The sequence below is a fragment of the Gammaproteobacteria bacterium genome, from assembly GCA_016199745.1.
Classification (GTDB): domain Bacteria; phylum Pseudomonadota; class Gammaproteobacteria; order Acidiferrobacterales; family Sulfurifustaceae; genus JACQFZ01.
On sequence record JACQFZ010000068.1, the window covers coordinates 88,794 to 103,277 of the forward strand.

Consider the following 14,484-nt stretch of genomic DNA (forward strand, 5'->3'; position numbering starts at 1 on the left):
GTGCGATCGACCGGATAACGATGGATTACAGTGTCCCTCGAAGCCGCAACCTGCGGTACTCTTCGATTCCTGGCGAGTTTCTACAACCTAACTAAGTCGATCGAAAGGGGATAACGATGTTCAGGCAAGGTGGTGCCGTTCTTGTTGCAGTCGTCATGATGAGTAGCTGTGTCACGAAGGGTACCTACGAGAAGCTGGAAACGGAAAAGAATCAGGAGATCGCGCAGTTACAAACCGAGCGGTCGGAGCTTGAAAAGCAGATCGCCCAGCTCGAGTCGGAGCGCACCGAGTTGCAGTTGCAGAAGACGTCGCTGGAACGGGAGCAGGTGGAATTGCAGACGGAAGTGGGCTTGCTGGGTCAGCAGCACAAATCGCTCGAGCAGCAGCAGTCGGATTTGCAAAAGCAGATCGAGTCGCTGCAACAGCAAAAGGCACAGTTGCAAACGTCGAGCGAAGATACGCAAGTGCAGTACGACGCGCTATTGCACGATTTGGCCGAGGAAGTGAAGCAAGGTCAGCTCGAGGTTAAACAATACAAGAACATGTTGACCGTCGACGTACCGGAGCAGCTATTTTTCGATGCGGGGCAGGCGAGTCTGAAAGCCTCCGGCAAGAAGGTGCTGAAGAAGGTCGGCGACACGTTAAAAGCGTACGACGGCAAGGTGATTCGCGTCGTCGGTCACACCGACGACGCGTCGATCGCCAAGACTAAAAAAGTATTTCCGTCCAGTTGGGAATTATCGACCGCGCGAGCGACGACGGTCGTCCGGTACTTGCAAGAAAAGGTCGGTGTTCCCCCGGAACGATTGATTGCCTCCGGTCGCGCGGAGTATGCGCCGGTTGATGCTATCGGTGCCGCCGCCGGCCACAAGCAAAACCGCCGCATTGAGATTACGTTGATCGATCAGGCATTAGTGCAAGAAGGCACAGCCCCTATCGCCCATTGAGCAGGCGGCGCATCACGCTTACCACGTTGTCGCCGATTCCGCCGCCACCGGCGACCATGCACCTCACTGTAAGCTCGGTTTCTGCTGGTTTTGCCAAACAGCGCAGGTGTTTGCGCCGCGTTTGTCGGTGCCGGTCCGGCAATGGTATGCCGTTGCGGGATATGCCGAGATCATTCCCATTGCCGATGCGGCGCTGTACTCGCCGCTGACGGTATTGACGGAACTTAACCCAGGCGGTCCTCCGAAACTGGTTTGATGTCGTCGTTGTACGCTGCGATCAAGGTAGCGACACTGACGCGATCCAGTTAATGTGGCGTTGATCCTGCCATTTTGCCAACAATCACCTTAAATACTTACTTTTGGCACCGATCGAATCCGCTTTTGAAAAGCTCGATTCGCATACATAATAGAAAGGAGAGGTAGTCGTCAGAACTACTGCCTCGTTGGAGAGTCTACGCGTTAACGCTTAGTACTTCCGATAGTAAGACGTGCGCAAACTGCCGCGCTCGACAGCACCTAACGATAGGAGGCTGTGCTTGTGAGGACTCGCGAGATCCGAGCCTCGATGCTTCTATTCCGAGCACGTCTCCTCGTACTCGCTAAAATCACCTTCCCTTATGTCGTCGCCATTGCAGCGGTCGGCATCGTTACAACTATTTTTATTTCCATGTACAGCTTGATCCGCGATACCCCGGGAAGTTATGCCATGTCCGGCGTTATCGTAGTAACGCTGCTGGCTGCACAGTGGGGCACTTGGCCGGCGGCACTTGCCGCGTCGTTGATCAGCGTAATTTTTGCTTTCTTCTGTCTGCAGTCTTTTTTTACGGTTGAATTCGACCAAATAGGCGCATGGGCGTTGTGGCTGTCGTCGGCTATTGCGTTACTGGCCATCGCGTTTATTGTCGGCCAGCTATCGGCGGAAGTTCGATTCCGCGCGGCTGAAATCGACCTGCATCGACGAGAGGTGGACCGGCTTCGTCTTGGATCGATCGACCGAGCGCGCACACTGACGCCTACAGCCGCCCATGCGGAATTGTCCGACACAGATTCGAAACCCGCGAACGTACCTTTGACAAATGCGATCCCCGATGGATCGCTCATTGCCCGTACGCTGATAACGGCTTGGTTCACGGCAGCGTTGATGACCGCCTTTGAGGCGATGAAACAAGTCATTTCGCCCGATATAACGATTTGGCAATCGCACGGCATCACCATTATTTTTACGATCGTCCTCGCCATTGCGGTAGCGGTTTTCATCGGTCGCCAACTGAAATCGCTCAACGTTAAATTGCGAGAGTTAAACGCCGAACTTTGGGACCGGAACCAAGACTTGCTTAGGGAAATACGGGAGCGACGGACGGCCGAAGCGCGGATTCAGCATATTGCCCACCACGACATTCTTACCGGTTTGCCCAATCGGGCGTTGCTGGAAGATCGGGTCAACCATGCCATTGCCCATGCGCAGCGCAATCGACAGCTGGTCGCGGTGCTGTTTATCGATCTCGACGACTTCAAGCGCATCAACGATTCGCTCGGGCATCAAGTCGGCGATCGGCTTTTGCAGATGGTGGCGATCCGATTGCAGCAATGTCTGCGTAAAGACGACAGTGTCGCTCGCTTAGGTGGCGACGAGTTCGTGATTACGTTGTCGGCAGTGGCGGAAACTTTCGACGCCGCGAAGGCGGCAAAAAAGGCGTTAACCGCGTTACAGCAGGGCTTCGTTGTCGATGGCCGAGAATTGCATGTCAGCGGCAGTATCGGCATCAGTTTTTATCCGGCCGACGGAACCGATGCCGAAACCTTGTTACAAGCCGCTGATACGGCGATGTACCACGCCAAGACGAAGGGCCGCGATAATTTTCAGTTTTTCACGTCGGCGTTGAACGAAACGGCACAACGTCGGCTAATGCTGGCGAACGAATTGCGCGAGGCGCTCGCGCACAACGAGCTGGTTTTGTATTTTCAACCGCAGGTGGATTTGGCGACCGGCTGTATCTTTTCGGCCGAGGCGTTGCTGCGTTGGCAACGATCGAGCACTCGGTTACTGCATTGCAGCGAATTTATCGAGACCGCCGAAGAAACCGGTTTGATTTTACCGATCGGTGAATGGGTGTTGCAGCAAGCTTGTTACCAGCTCAGTTATTGGCGCAGCGCCGGTTATCCGCACCTGCGAATGGCCGTTAACTTGTCGGCGCGCCAACTCCATCAACCGGACTTTCAAGATCAGATCTCCGACCTCCTGACTAAGAATCGGCTCAGCGCAACGGCGCTGGAGCTGGAGATTACCGAAAGCATGTTGCTGAAGCCGGCCGAGGAAAACTTGGCGACACTGAAGCGGTTGCGCGATATGGGCATCCAATTGTCGATCGACGACTTCGGCATGGGCTATTCCAGCCTGGCTTACTTACGACGATTCCCGGTCGACGCACTCAAGATTGACCGTTCATTTGTTAGTGGCATCTGCGAGGATTCCAACGATGCGGCTATCGTCGTCGCCATTATTGCCATGGCGCAGAGTCTGCACTTGAAGATCGTCGCCGAAGGCGTCGAGACGTCCCAACAAGCGGGCTTCCTGAGAGAGCACGGCTGTCCGGCCGCGCAAGGCTATTACTACGGTGAACCGGTGTCGGCGGAGCGCTTTACCGCGTTGCTCGGAAAACAACCGATGGTGACGATGTCGGGATATCACGACGCGCGTTCCGACGGCTATTGAATGACTTTTACCGACAGACTGTCGTAATTGCCGGAAGGATCGAGCGCAGTGATGTCGTAAGTCCCGGGCATGGCGAAGCTGTATTGAAAATTTTGCTGCGCGGCGGTTTCGCGGATCAGGCGGCCGTTGATCAACCAGAAATGCGAGACGCTATCACCACCGACGGCGGACAGTGTCAGCATCGGTGCCTTTTCGGCTTCACTGGCGCGGCGCAGAACGGCATACGGTCGTACGCCGATGATTTTGAGACCGCTGCGTTCCGTTGCCAGCGTCGTGCGCGGGCACGAACCATCGATACGCGGTAAACGCGAGCGCGCACGCCGTTCCGGCGACAGCCAAGGTTCGAGCAGCGACGGCCAGCGCGCGGTTTCGCGCAACTCGCGATGGATCGCGGTGCAGCCAGCGTCGACGCGGTGTCCGGTTTTGGTATTCACCCAGTAACGCGCAAGATCGCTGGCCGAACTCGACTGAATACGATCGGGTAACGTTGGCGGAATCGCGTCATTCAAGATCCAGGCGGTGCGGCGTTCGTGACACAAATGTTCTTTGCCGACCTCGGGCACCGTTCCCAACGGCCAACAGATTTGCACTTGCGCAACCGAGCTCGGCGGCGTGAAGCCGCGCGTCCACAGCGTCGGTGCCGGCAGACTATCGACGATATCGAACAAAATCGGCGCGGCGGTGACGGCACCGTAATGACCCGGCAGGGGCGTGCCGTCCGGGCGGCCGACCCAAACGCCGATGGTATAGCGGTCGGTGACGCCGACGGCCCACGAGTCGCGGAAGCCATAGCTCGTGCCGGTCTTCCAGGCAACGCGGCGCTCGACCGACATATCGACGTCGTTCGACATGCCCGGGCGTGGGTTAGCCGCCAGCATCCAGCGGACGATGTAGGCGGCACCGTCGCTCATCATGCGCTGCTCGACCAGCGGTTCTTGCTCGGTGAGACGCGGTTGTCCGCTCATGCCGCCGCGCGCGAGCGCGGTGTAGGCGCCGACCAGCGATTGCAGCGAGGTACCGGCGCCGCCGAGAATCACCGATAGGTTAGGTTTGTCGCCGTTCGGTAACTCAAGTTTGAGCCCACCGTTACGCAAGATGCCGGCGAACCGTTCGGGGCCGAGTCGATCGAGCACGTCGACCGCCGGCACGTTGAGCGAGCGTTGCAATGCCTCGCGTACGCTCACCGGCCCGTAGAAGCCGCCTTGAAAGTTGCTGGGTTGATAACCGGCGAACGAGGTCGGCACGTCGGCCAATAAACTTTCCGAATGAATCAAACCGTCGTCGAGCGCGGCGCCATAGATAAATGGCTTGAGTGTCGAACCGGGCGAGCGTATGGCGCGCACCATGTCGACGTGGCCGTAGCGGGCATCGTTTAGCACGTCGCCGGAGCCGAGATAGGCACGTACCTTGAGATCGCGATTGTCGACCACCAGCACCGCCAACGAGGCGTATTCCGGCAAACGTTCGAGACGATCGCGCATCATCTGTTCGAGCGCCCACTGCATGTCGTAGTCGATGGTCGTTTGAATACGCATGGTTGTGGGCGCCGCTGCGCGCAGACGTTCGGCCAGCAGCGGCGCCAGCATCGGTTGTGTCAGCGAGCGTGCCTCCACCGGTTCGGCTTTGGCATCATCAACGGTAGCGGTTGGCCAATCGCCGAGAGTTGCGAGGCGCGTCAGCACTTTGTCGCGCGCGGCCAGTGCCGCTTGCGGATTGCGATCCGGCCGCAGGCGCGACGGCGATTGCGGTAGCACCGCCAGCAACGCCGCTTCGGCATGCGTCAGCGTCTTCGCCGGTTTACCGAGGTAAGCAAAGCTTGCCGCCTGCACGCCTTCGATCGGGCCGCCGTACGGCGCGAGATTGAGATAAAGCGTGAGAATTTCGGATTTGCTCAAGTGCCATTCGAGTTGTAACGCTCGCAGAATTTGCTTCAGCTTGCCGCCGAGCGTGCGTCCGTGCGGATCGAGTAAGCGCGCGACCTGCATAGTGAGCGTCGAGCCGCCGGAAACGATTTCGCCGGTGCATAGCCATTGCCAACTGGCACGCAGCAGTGCGATCGGATTGACACCGGGGTGATGATAAAACCAACGGTCTTCATAGCCGAGCAGTGCATCGAGATAAAGCGGCGACACTTCGTCGAGCGTAATCGGATAGCGCCATACGCCGTCGTCGTCGGCAAATGCGCGTAGCGGCGTACCGTCGGCCGCCGCAACTAACGTGCTGTAGTGCCGATCGAGTGGGGGGAGTGGGTAAAGTCGATCGAGAATTAACCCTATTGCAAGAATGGCGACAATGACAACGGTAATTATTAAGCGCGGTCGTTGAATCATTCGTTTCATTACGACGAAAATGCTACGCATTTAATTCCCATCAATAAATTGTTCCAATTTTTAATGTTCGGCGTTCTGGCGATGCGGCAAAGCGAGGGATATGATTTGCGCGCTGCAAGTATTATCTCCAGGGATCTCAAGCAATCAGCACCAGAAAAATAAGGTGGCGTAAGAACGTAGTTCCCGAGCATAACGTTTACACCTCACCGCAAATGGACAAGGAGGAATTGCCATGTACGATTGGGAAGCTCTCAAGGCAATGTGGGCAGTTGGGCGTATTAGTCGACGCGACTTTATAAAACGATCGGCGGCGCTCGGTATCTCCACCGCATTGGCCGGTAACATTGTGTCCGGCGCCGTTCGCGCCGACGAACAACCGAAGAAGGGCGGCAATCTCCTTATCGGTGTCAACGGCGGCGGTAGCAGCGACAGTTTGGATCCCGCCGACATCGTCGCGGCGCACATGCAAGTGGTCAGTGCGCAGCTCTATAACACATTGGTGGACATCGATGCCGACAACGACGGCCGCGGCAAACCGACGGCGCGACCGGCGTTGGCGGAAAGCTGGGAAGCGAAGCCGGGCGCTAAGGGATGGGTGTTCAAAATCCGCCGCGGCGTCACGTTTCACAACGGTAAGACGCTCACGGCCACCGACGTCGTTTATTCGCTCAATCATCATCGCACGCCGGATTCGCGTTCGGCGGCCAAGTCGATGTTCGCGTCGATCGTCGATATCAAGGCAACCCATCCGAACGAAGTCGTCATCACGCTCAACAGCGGCAATTCCGATTTGCCGTACGTGCTCGCCGACTATCATCTGGCCATCGGTCCGGCAGGCACGCGCTTCGACGACGGTATCGGTACCGGCGCCTTCATTTTGGAAGATTTCACGCCCGGCGTACGCGCGCTCACCCGATCCAACGCCGGCTATTTCCGCTCCGATCGCGGTTTCGTCGATTCGGTCGAAACGCTCGTGATTAACGATCCGGCGGCGCGTCTTAAGGCGCTCGTCAGCGGCGCGGTGCATATGATCAATCAAGTCGACCCGAAAGCTTTGCAGTCGCTGGCGCGGAGCAAGGACGTTCGAATTTTCGAAACGTCCGGTGGTTCGCACTATTGCTTTCCCATGCGTTGCGACCAAGCGCCGTTTAACAATAAGGATCTGCGGTTGGCGATGAAGTACGCGATCGATCGGCAAGCGATTGTCGACAAAGTGTTGGTCGGTCACGGGCAAATCGGCAACGATCAACCGATCGGGCCGAACGATATGTTTTATGCCAGCCTGCCGCAGCGTCGTTTCGATCCGGATAAGGCGCGGTATCACTTCAAAAAGTCGCGCCACACCGGCCCGATCATGCTCAGTGTGTCGGACGGCGCGTTTACCGGTGCGATCGAAGCGGCGCAGGTGTTCCAAGAAAGCGCTAAGCGCGCCGGCATCGATTTGCAGATCGATCGCGCGTCGGCGGACAGCTATTGGAGCAGCATCTGGATGAAGAGGCCGTTCTGCGCGTCCTATTGGTCCGGGCGCAACACCGCCGATCTGATGCTGTCGGTGGTTTATAAATCCGACGCTGTTTGGAACGAAACCTATTGGCGGCGGCCCGATTTCGATCGATTGTTGGAGACGGCACGTGCCGAGCTCGACGTGGCGATGTACTACGACCTGCAACAGATGGTGCGTGACGACGGCGGCGAGATCATTCCGATGTTCAACAATACGATCGATGCCGTGTCGAGCAAGATAAAGGGATTTGTCGCGCTGCCGACGTACGAGATGAGCGGTTTCCGGGCGGCGGAGCGGGTTTGGCTGTCGTAATGGTTTGCAAGTTGTACCCCGCTTAGTTCGTCCGCGCGCACGAGGACGGATATAGCCGACTCGATCGTCTGAGTCAGCCATCATCGGATCGACGACGATATGTGGATGGCCGGTACCTGGGTTGCGCCACCCGTTACTATTTCCTCCCCCGAGATAGCGGGGGAGGAATAGGGTAGAACTGTTTTTATCAGTGCGCCGCATTCTCAACCTGCAATACCGTCGACGTACCGATTCCACGATGTTCCGGCCGATACATGTCCTCGACATACGGCGGCGGCACCACGTAACTGCCGGGCGAAACCACGCGCACGAGATAAAATAGATTTACCGTTCCTTCATACGGAATGCGGATCGCCGCTACAAATCGGTCGTCGCGATATTCCTGATGCTTGATGACGTTCGCTTGCATCGCTTCGAGCGGGTGCACGCCGCTGATAGTAATATCCTGCAGCGTTTCGCCTTTCGAGATATTGAGATTTTCCACCTCGAGCCCGGCCGGCAGTAGATCGACGACCAATCCGTCCTCGAACGCGCGCGCGCTCTGCACGCTCAAATGCGCCAGCAGCATTTCGCCGACCTTGAGCGAACGATCGCCCAGCGGTTGGCCATCGGGCGTGTACAAGTTGCGAACGATGCCGATGTCATCTTGCTTCGGCTTCGGCGCCTCTTTCGGATAGCCGGTAACTTCCAGCTCGGCATACAACGTTCCGCCGTCCTTCGCGGTCACGCTAACGCCTTTACGCAGTTCGCTGCCGCTGATCACCCGTAACCAGCGACCCTTGCTGGTCAACGGCTGGTCTTTGCCGGCGACTGTCAGGCCGGCGCTCCAGGTGCCGCCGGCATCTTTGAGCAGTGAGTGACCGGCGAGGAAGATGGCAAATTGCTCTTGCGTGCTGAAGTACTGTCGGTTGTGCAGTTCACCGGCGAGTGTGAACAACAGCTTGTCTTTGCCGTTCACGGTTATCTGGTGCCGTTCGAGCAGGGCGTACATCAACGCCATGTCGCGCACCTCGCTGCCGTAATCGCCGAGGTACCACTGTTCATGTCGTGCCTTGGCGATGCCTTCACGGATTGCGCTTAAGCCGCGCGTTTCATCGCCCATGAGCTTCAAGGCAATGCCGAGATGCACCAACGGCAAACCGGATTCGGCCTGCGTACGGTGATGATCGTACAGCGTGCGCAGCGTTCCGAGGGGCGCGCGCTGCACGCGTGCCAACACATAGGCGCTGTAAGCGTTGCCGGCGAACGCCAGATGTGCCGGCGAATCGCTGTAATGATCGGTGTGCGACAACGGCGCCCCGGCGAGCAGGCGCTTGTGCAATTGATCGAGCGCACGCTTCAACATCGGCTCCGGCACACTGAAGCCTTGCTCGCGCGCGTCGAGCAGGAAGCTCGTTACGTACGGCGTCAGCCAAGTTTCTTCCGGGCCACTGCTGTCCCAGAGGCTGAAGCCGCCGCTGGCCAGCTGCATGGTCGACAATCGCTGGATCGCATGATCCAGTCGTTCGGCGCGTTCGCGCAACGACAGCGGCTTCAATCCGAGTTCGGTTGCTTTGGCTTCATCGATGAACACATGCGGGTAGGCGCTGCTGGTCGTTTGTTCAAGACAACCGTACGGATATTGCAGCAGGCCACGTACGGCGCCGCGAATGTTGATCGGTGGCACGTTTGACAGCAGCAACTGGGCTTCGACGGTTTTGTCCATTAGGTCGGCCGCCAACGTATCGGTCAACGACAACGTTTCGCCGGGCTTGAGCGCCTTGTGCAACAACCGCCGCTCGCCAGGCCAGGCCGGCCGTACGCCGAGATCCCAGCGACGTTTGGTCGATATCCCTTGGCCTTCAAGCGCCAGCTCGATCACGCCGACGCCGTACGCCTGGTCGGCGCTGAGATCGAAGCGCAATGTTTTCTTTTGCTGATTGTCGAGCGTGAGCGTCGTATCCGCCGGTGCTAACACTAGCGGCGATGACGCCGTCAGCTTCACGTGCAAGTTTTGTTTTTGACCACTCATGTTCTGCACATCGAGCGTCAGACTCGATCGATCGCCGGGTGCGAGGAAGCGCGGTGTCGCAATTTCGGCGACTACCGGTGCTGCGACCACGACCTCGGATTCGCCGGCACCGAAGCGATCGTCGGTAAATGCGACCGCCATGATGCGCAGCGTGCCGTTGAAGTCGGGCAGGGCGAGGCTCACTTCGGCTTCACCGTTGGCATTGACCGTCACTGGTCCACTGAAGAGGGCGACGGTTTTTACTTCGGCCTGCGCGCGTTTGTCTTTGCGGAGTGAGGACGTATCGGCGTCGCCGCCGAACTTGAGTTTGGCACGTGCGCCTTTCAGGTTTTCGATCACCTTGCCGTAAAGATCGTACGCCTCGGCGCCGTAGCCGCGCTTGCCGAAGAAATAGCCGAATGCGTCCGGCGTTTTGAAGTCGGTAATGTTGAGAATGCCAACGTCGACGGCGGCAATCGTAACCATCGCCGCTTGGTTTTTGACTTCAGGCAACTTGAGCTTGATCTTGAGCGGTAGCTCCGGCCGCAGCTTCTTCGGCGCATCGACGTTCACCGTCAGCTTGCGGTCGCTGCGATCGAGTGGCAAATGGACGATGCCCATCGCTCGATTCGGCGTAATGCGCTCCTTGGCCTCGGCCGGACGCAGTACGATGGCGCTGAGATAGAGATCGTGCCGCGCCCAATCTTTGCCGATCGGCACGTTAATGGTATTGCCGGCGGTCTGGACTGAGACGCGCGTGCTCCACATCACATGATCGCTCTCGACCAGGACGATCGCTTCGCCGGCGTGCGGCGGCACGAGCGTGACTTTGGCGACGTCGCCGGCACGGTAGGCGGCTTTGTCCAGCTTGATGACGACGCGGTCGGGGCGTGCGCTTTTTTGGCTCGGATCTTTCCAGTCCCAGCCGGCTTGGAAGCGATAGCGTGCGGTCAGACCGGATTCTGGATCGAGAATTTCAATACGATAGGAGCCCCATTCCACCGGAAACGCGAGTTCGCTGCGTTTGCCGGCGGCGGTGTCCAGGCTTTGCCGATGGATCGGGTATTGCGCCTCGCTGTAGTCGTAGTGCCAGCCTTGTTGCTCGTCGTAGCTCCAGTAATAGTTGCGATCTTCGCGAATGACTTTCACGTCGAGGTTTTTCGCCGCTAACAATTGACCATCGGCGTTGGCGCGCACGACCTCGAAACGCGCTGTGCTGTTGTACGGCGCATAGTCGCCGGTCCACAGCGGCCGAATGCCGATCATGGCCGGCGCCGGCCAGATGATGCGCTGGAACGAGCGCACTACCGGTCGACCGCCGCTTTCGTACAACGAGCCGGTGACGCGTACCAGCATTGGCGATTTCGGCCGGCCGCTGAACGGCCGCACGCTAAAATTGCCGTGGCCGGCGTCGTCGAGCATCAGCTCCGGCAGGTCTTCACGCCGGATCGACGTGTCATCGTCGACATCACCGAAGACGAAACCGGCGAGGTTGGTCACTGGGCTCTTCTCGCGCCGCGTATTCAGCACGGCGGTAAAGCGATTGCCGGTGGCGGGTGCACCGTACAGGTAGGCGCCGTTGATATCGATTTTTAGATCGTCGTCGTATTTCGGTTGCGCCTGCGCGCTGGCGAGGTCGAGCTTCATGCGCTCAGGCAAGAATTCTTCGACGTGGAACGAAAACGTGCCGCTCGGCACTTTCGCCGCTGGGTCGGCACGGACTTCGAGCGTCCACAGGCCGGTTTCTGCGTCCGCCGGGATCGGCAGGTTCTGCTGATAGTAGCCGTGCGTTTGCGGTTGCCAGATAAAGGTACCCATCTCTTTACCATCAGCGCGGCGCAGCACGGCTTGCAGCGGCTGCGCCGGCACGGCACGGCCGTCGTCATTGCGCAGCAATACCGAAACGAACGCCGTTTCGCCGGGGCGATAAAGATCGCGATCAGCGTAGATGAAGGCGGCTAGTGGTGTTGCCGCCTTGCCACTGACGTCGAACTCGGACAAATCGAGCGCCGGCTCGCGGAAGGCGATGACCGAGAAATGAGTGCCGGCGCGTGCGACTAATACTTGATTGTTCTGCGGCCGACCGACCAAGTGTGCTATGCCGCGATTGTCAGTACGTGCTTTCTCAATGGATTTACCGTTGTTGTCGAACAGCTCGAGCTCGACGTTGGTGAGCGCGCGACTGCTGGCGAGTGAGTTGGTATAGACATCGGTGCCGTCGACATAAGCGCGTGCGTGCAGGCCGATGTCGCTGACGAAGAAGTGAGTGATGCGCTCGTCGTAGTTGAATTCACCCGGGCGCGACATGATGGCAATGTAAACGCCTGGCTTTTTCAGCTCTTTGATGTCTTCGACCGGAATATTCGTGATCGAACGGGTATTGCGCTTGGCGCCGGTGGTAAAGCGCGTGATGTATACGCTCTCGGTGAGCGGTGATAGTTCTTGCAGTGTCCAGCGCGAGATGTTCGAGTCGCGCACGAATCGATTGATGAACTGCGGCAGCTTGCCGTCTTTGACGCGCAAGAACTGGACGTCGACTTCCGGCACGTTAACGATCATTACCGGCAGACCGTCGGTTAGTCGTGCCGGCAATACCGAGCCGCGGCTGGCAAAGCCGTAGGACGGCGGCATTGGCCGCGTTTTGACGTTGCGCTCGACCGCGTCGGTCACGACATTGCCGGTGGCGGATGGAAGTCCGCGACGGATGAGTACGGTGTAGCTTTTCGAGGGTTCGATGTGCGGGAAGTAGAGCATGCGTTTGTCGCTGCTCAGCACCCAAGCGCCGTTGACGGCCGCGCCGGCGTCATCGGTTACGGTGAGATAACTGTCATACCGCTTGCGCCCATCCAGCACGCCGCCGAATAGAATTCCCAGCGCCGGCGCATCGTCGAGCGTGCGCTCGGAGACATCGAGCACCTCGAACGACTGTGCCTGTGCGAGCAGTGGGAAGGCGATGCTTACTAATAAGAGAACAGCGGTCAGCAAGGTGATCCGGACGCGGTAAGGCATGAACTCCCTCATATATAGCTATTGTTGGACTGGGACGGATTAAAAAAACAGGGCGAAGGTTCCGCCCTAAAAAAATTGTTGTTGTTCCTCATCATACTAAGAATTTTTACCGAACACCTCGGTCCAGTTGGTCCGCGCGGTCAGTTGCATCATGACGAACAACGTAAGGACGGCGCCAACGGTGACGGCGATGCCGGTGAATCCTTTAAAAAAGAACGCATACGAGAACAACACCAAGTACACCCATTGCGCGGCGGCGGCTAATAAGGCGAAGCGCGCGCTAATCACAGCGTGCAAGTAGCTTGCGACCAACGCTAACGACACGACCGACGCCAGTGCGAAGGCGGCGTGGATCGGCAAATGATCGACGAGATACGCCAGTAGCAGATGGAAAGCGAAGAATGCCGCCGATAGGAAGAAGAAGTGCATCGGGTGGAGGTCGATGCGCTGCATGATGCTCAACACCAACATGACGACGATAAAGAAGAATAGCGACACCGGCGCGAACAAGCTGATCTGGCCGGCGAGTGGCCCCGGTTGCAGCTTTTGCGGCATGAGCATGCCGATGTTGACGCCGGCGATGAGATTTTCGTATTGCCAGACGAGGCGCCAGCCGCCGTCCTCGGTGCGCTCTTTGAAGGTCGGTGCGATCGAATCGTCCGGGAAGTCGATATCGTTGAAATCAGTTTCCATGACCAAGCGAAAATCGCGCACGGCGGTCACGCTGTTGTTAGCGGTATTGTCGGGCGCGTTGTCGCCGAAGAGGTAGCGCCACTGGTCCAGTCCTTGGCTTTTGTAGGTGACGTCGATGACCACTTCTTGTCCGGCATCGAGCGTGATAATGCCGTCGATAGCACCGTCGCGGGCTTCCGGTCGATTGGTCCAGCTGCCATCTCTGAGGGAAAACTTGAAGTCGTCATAGTTGGCGCCTTGCGCCGGGAACGGGAAACTGATGTGTGTGGCTCGGTGCTCGTTAGTGTCGTTACGGAAGCGATAACTGGCGGCGAAGTCGGTGATGTAGGTGGAATACCAGAGCAATCCCTTTTGCCGGTAGTCGAGTCCTAGTTTTACCAGCACGTCGCTACCCATGAGCGGCAGGGAATAGGCGTCGTACACTTTTTTGGTCGTTACGACTTTTTTGCCGTCGACCAGCGATTCTTCTTTCTCGGTGCGTTCGACGGTGTAGCTTGCGGTCGGTACGTGCTGCGCCTGCGGTGTGCCCCAGATGCGTTCGACGCGGGATTTTAGGTCGGAGTCGGAGCTGTAGGTGCGGGTAAAAATGGTTCCGCCGAGGATTCCCCAGGCGATGGCGGTGCAGGCGAAGATGAAGCCGATGGCAATCAGTCGTTTGATCACGGGTCCCCCTTGGATATGGCGATGGGGTAAGCATGGTGGGGTGGTGTGCAGGGGTGGTGATGGAACTGTGCAGGAGTGGGGGAATGTTGGTGCAGAAGTTGTGCAGGGGGGTGGAATCGCCCCGTTGGGGCGATGCTGGTCGAGTGTAATAAATATAATCAGCGGGATGCTCCGCCCCGCAGCCCAGGGTTACTTTCTCTTGCTGGTGCAAGAGAAAGTAACCAAAGAGAAGCACCCCCCGGGGTGGCGCAAAGACATCCTCCGCTTCTCACTTTTGGCGACCAACTATGTCTGGCACAGCCCCTCCCTGGGCTGAGCCAGAC

The 14,484-nt window shown here is 58.1% G+C and carries 6 protein-coding genes; 3 read left to right on the top strand and 3 right to left on the bottom strand.

The features are described 5' to 3' along the window. The first annotated feature begins 116 nt into the window (after positions 1–116). Both HY308_17620 and HY308_17625 read left to right on the top strand, forming a co-directional pair. Positions 117–947: an OmpA family protein gene (locus HY308_17620; GenBank protein ID MBI3900091.1), complete on the top strand. Its 831-nt coding sequence runs from the start codon at positions 117–119 to the stop codon at positions 945–947. 565 nt (positions 948–1,512) lie between these two features. After that, positions 1,513–3,660 (top strand): EAL domain-containing protein, encoded by a 2,148-nt coding sequence (locus HY308_17625; GenBank protein ID MBI3900092.1) that lies wholly within the window; start codon positions 1,513–1,515, stop codon positions 3,658–3,660. Here HY308_17625 and pbpC read toward each other — a convergent pair. After that, the gene (gene pbpC, locus HY308_17630; GenBank protein MBI3900093.1) at positions 3,654–5,990 is read right to left on the bottom strand and encodes a penicillin-binding protein 1C; all 2,337 of its coding nucleotides are present in this window, start codon (positions 5,988–5,990) and stop codon (positions 3,654–3,656) included. The genes HY308_17625 and pbpC overlap by 7 nt on opposite strands. A 232-nt stretch (positions 5,991–6,222) precedes the next feature. On the opposite strand from pbpC, the gene HY308_17635 reads away from it, so the two are divergent. Next, positions 6,223–7,806: an ABC transporter substrate-binding protein gene (locus HY308_17635; protein MBI3900094.1), complete on the top strand. Its 1,584-nt coding sequence runs from the start codon at positions 6,223–6,225 to the stop codon at positions 7,804–7,806. Positions 7,807–7,993: 187 nt separating this feature from the next. On the opposite strand, the gene HY308_17640 is transcribed toward HY308_17635, so the two are convergent. After that, the gene (locus HY308_17640) at positions 7,994–12,805 is read right to left on the bottom strand and encodes an alpha-2-macroglobulin family protein (protein ID MBI3900095.1); all 4,812 of its coding nucleotides are present in this window, start codon (positions 12,803–12,805) and stop codon (positions 7,994–7,996) included. A 96-nt stretch (positions 12,806–12,901) separates the two neighbouring features. Beyond that, entirely contained in the window at positions 12,902–14,161 is a 1,260-nt protein-coding gene (locus HY308_17645; GenBank protein MBI3900096.1) for an inner membrane CreD family protein, read from the bottom strand. Positions 14,162–14,484: the final 323 nt, after the last annotated feature.

What these genes read in the sequence shown, in the direction of transcription:
- HY308_17620 (MBI3900091.1), top strand. Translation starts at nt 117, where the DNA reads ATGTTCAGGCAAGGTGGTGCCGTTCTTGTTGCAGTCGTCATGATGAGT.
- HY308_17625 (MBI3900092.1), top strand. Translation starts at nt 1,513, where the DNA reads ATGCTTCTATTCCGAGCACGTCTCCTCGTACTCGCTAAAATCACCTTC.
- pbpC (MBI3900093.1), bottom strand. Translation starts at nt 5,990, where the DNA reads ATGATTCAACGACCGCGCTTAATAATTACCGTTGTCATTGTCGCCATT.
- HY308_17635 (MBI3900094.1), top strand. Translation starts at nt 6,223, where the DNA reads ATGTACGATTGGGAAGCTCTCAAGGCAATGTGGGCAGTTGGGCGTATT.
- HY308_17640 (MBI3900095.1), bottom strand. Translation starts at nt 12,805, where the DNA reads ATGCCTTACCGCGTCCGGATCACCTTGCTGACCGCTGTTCTCTTATTA.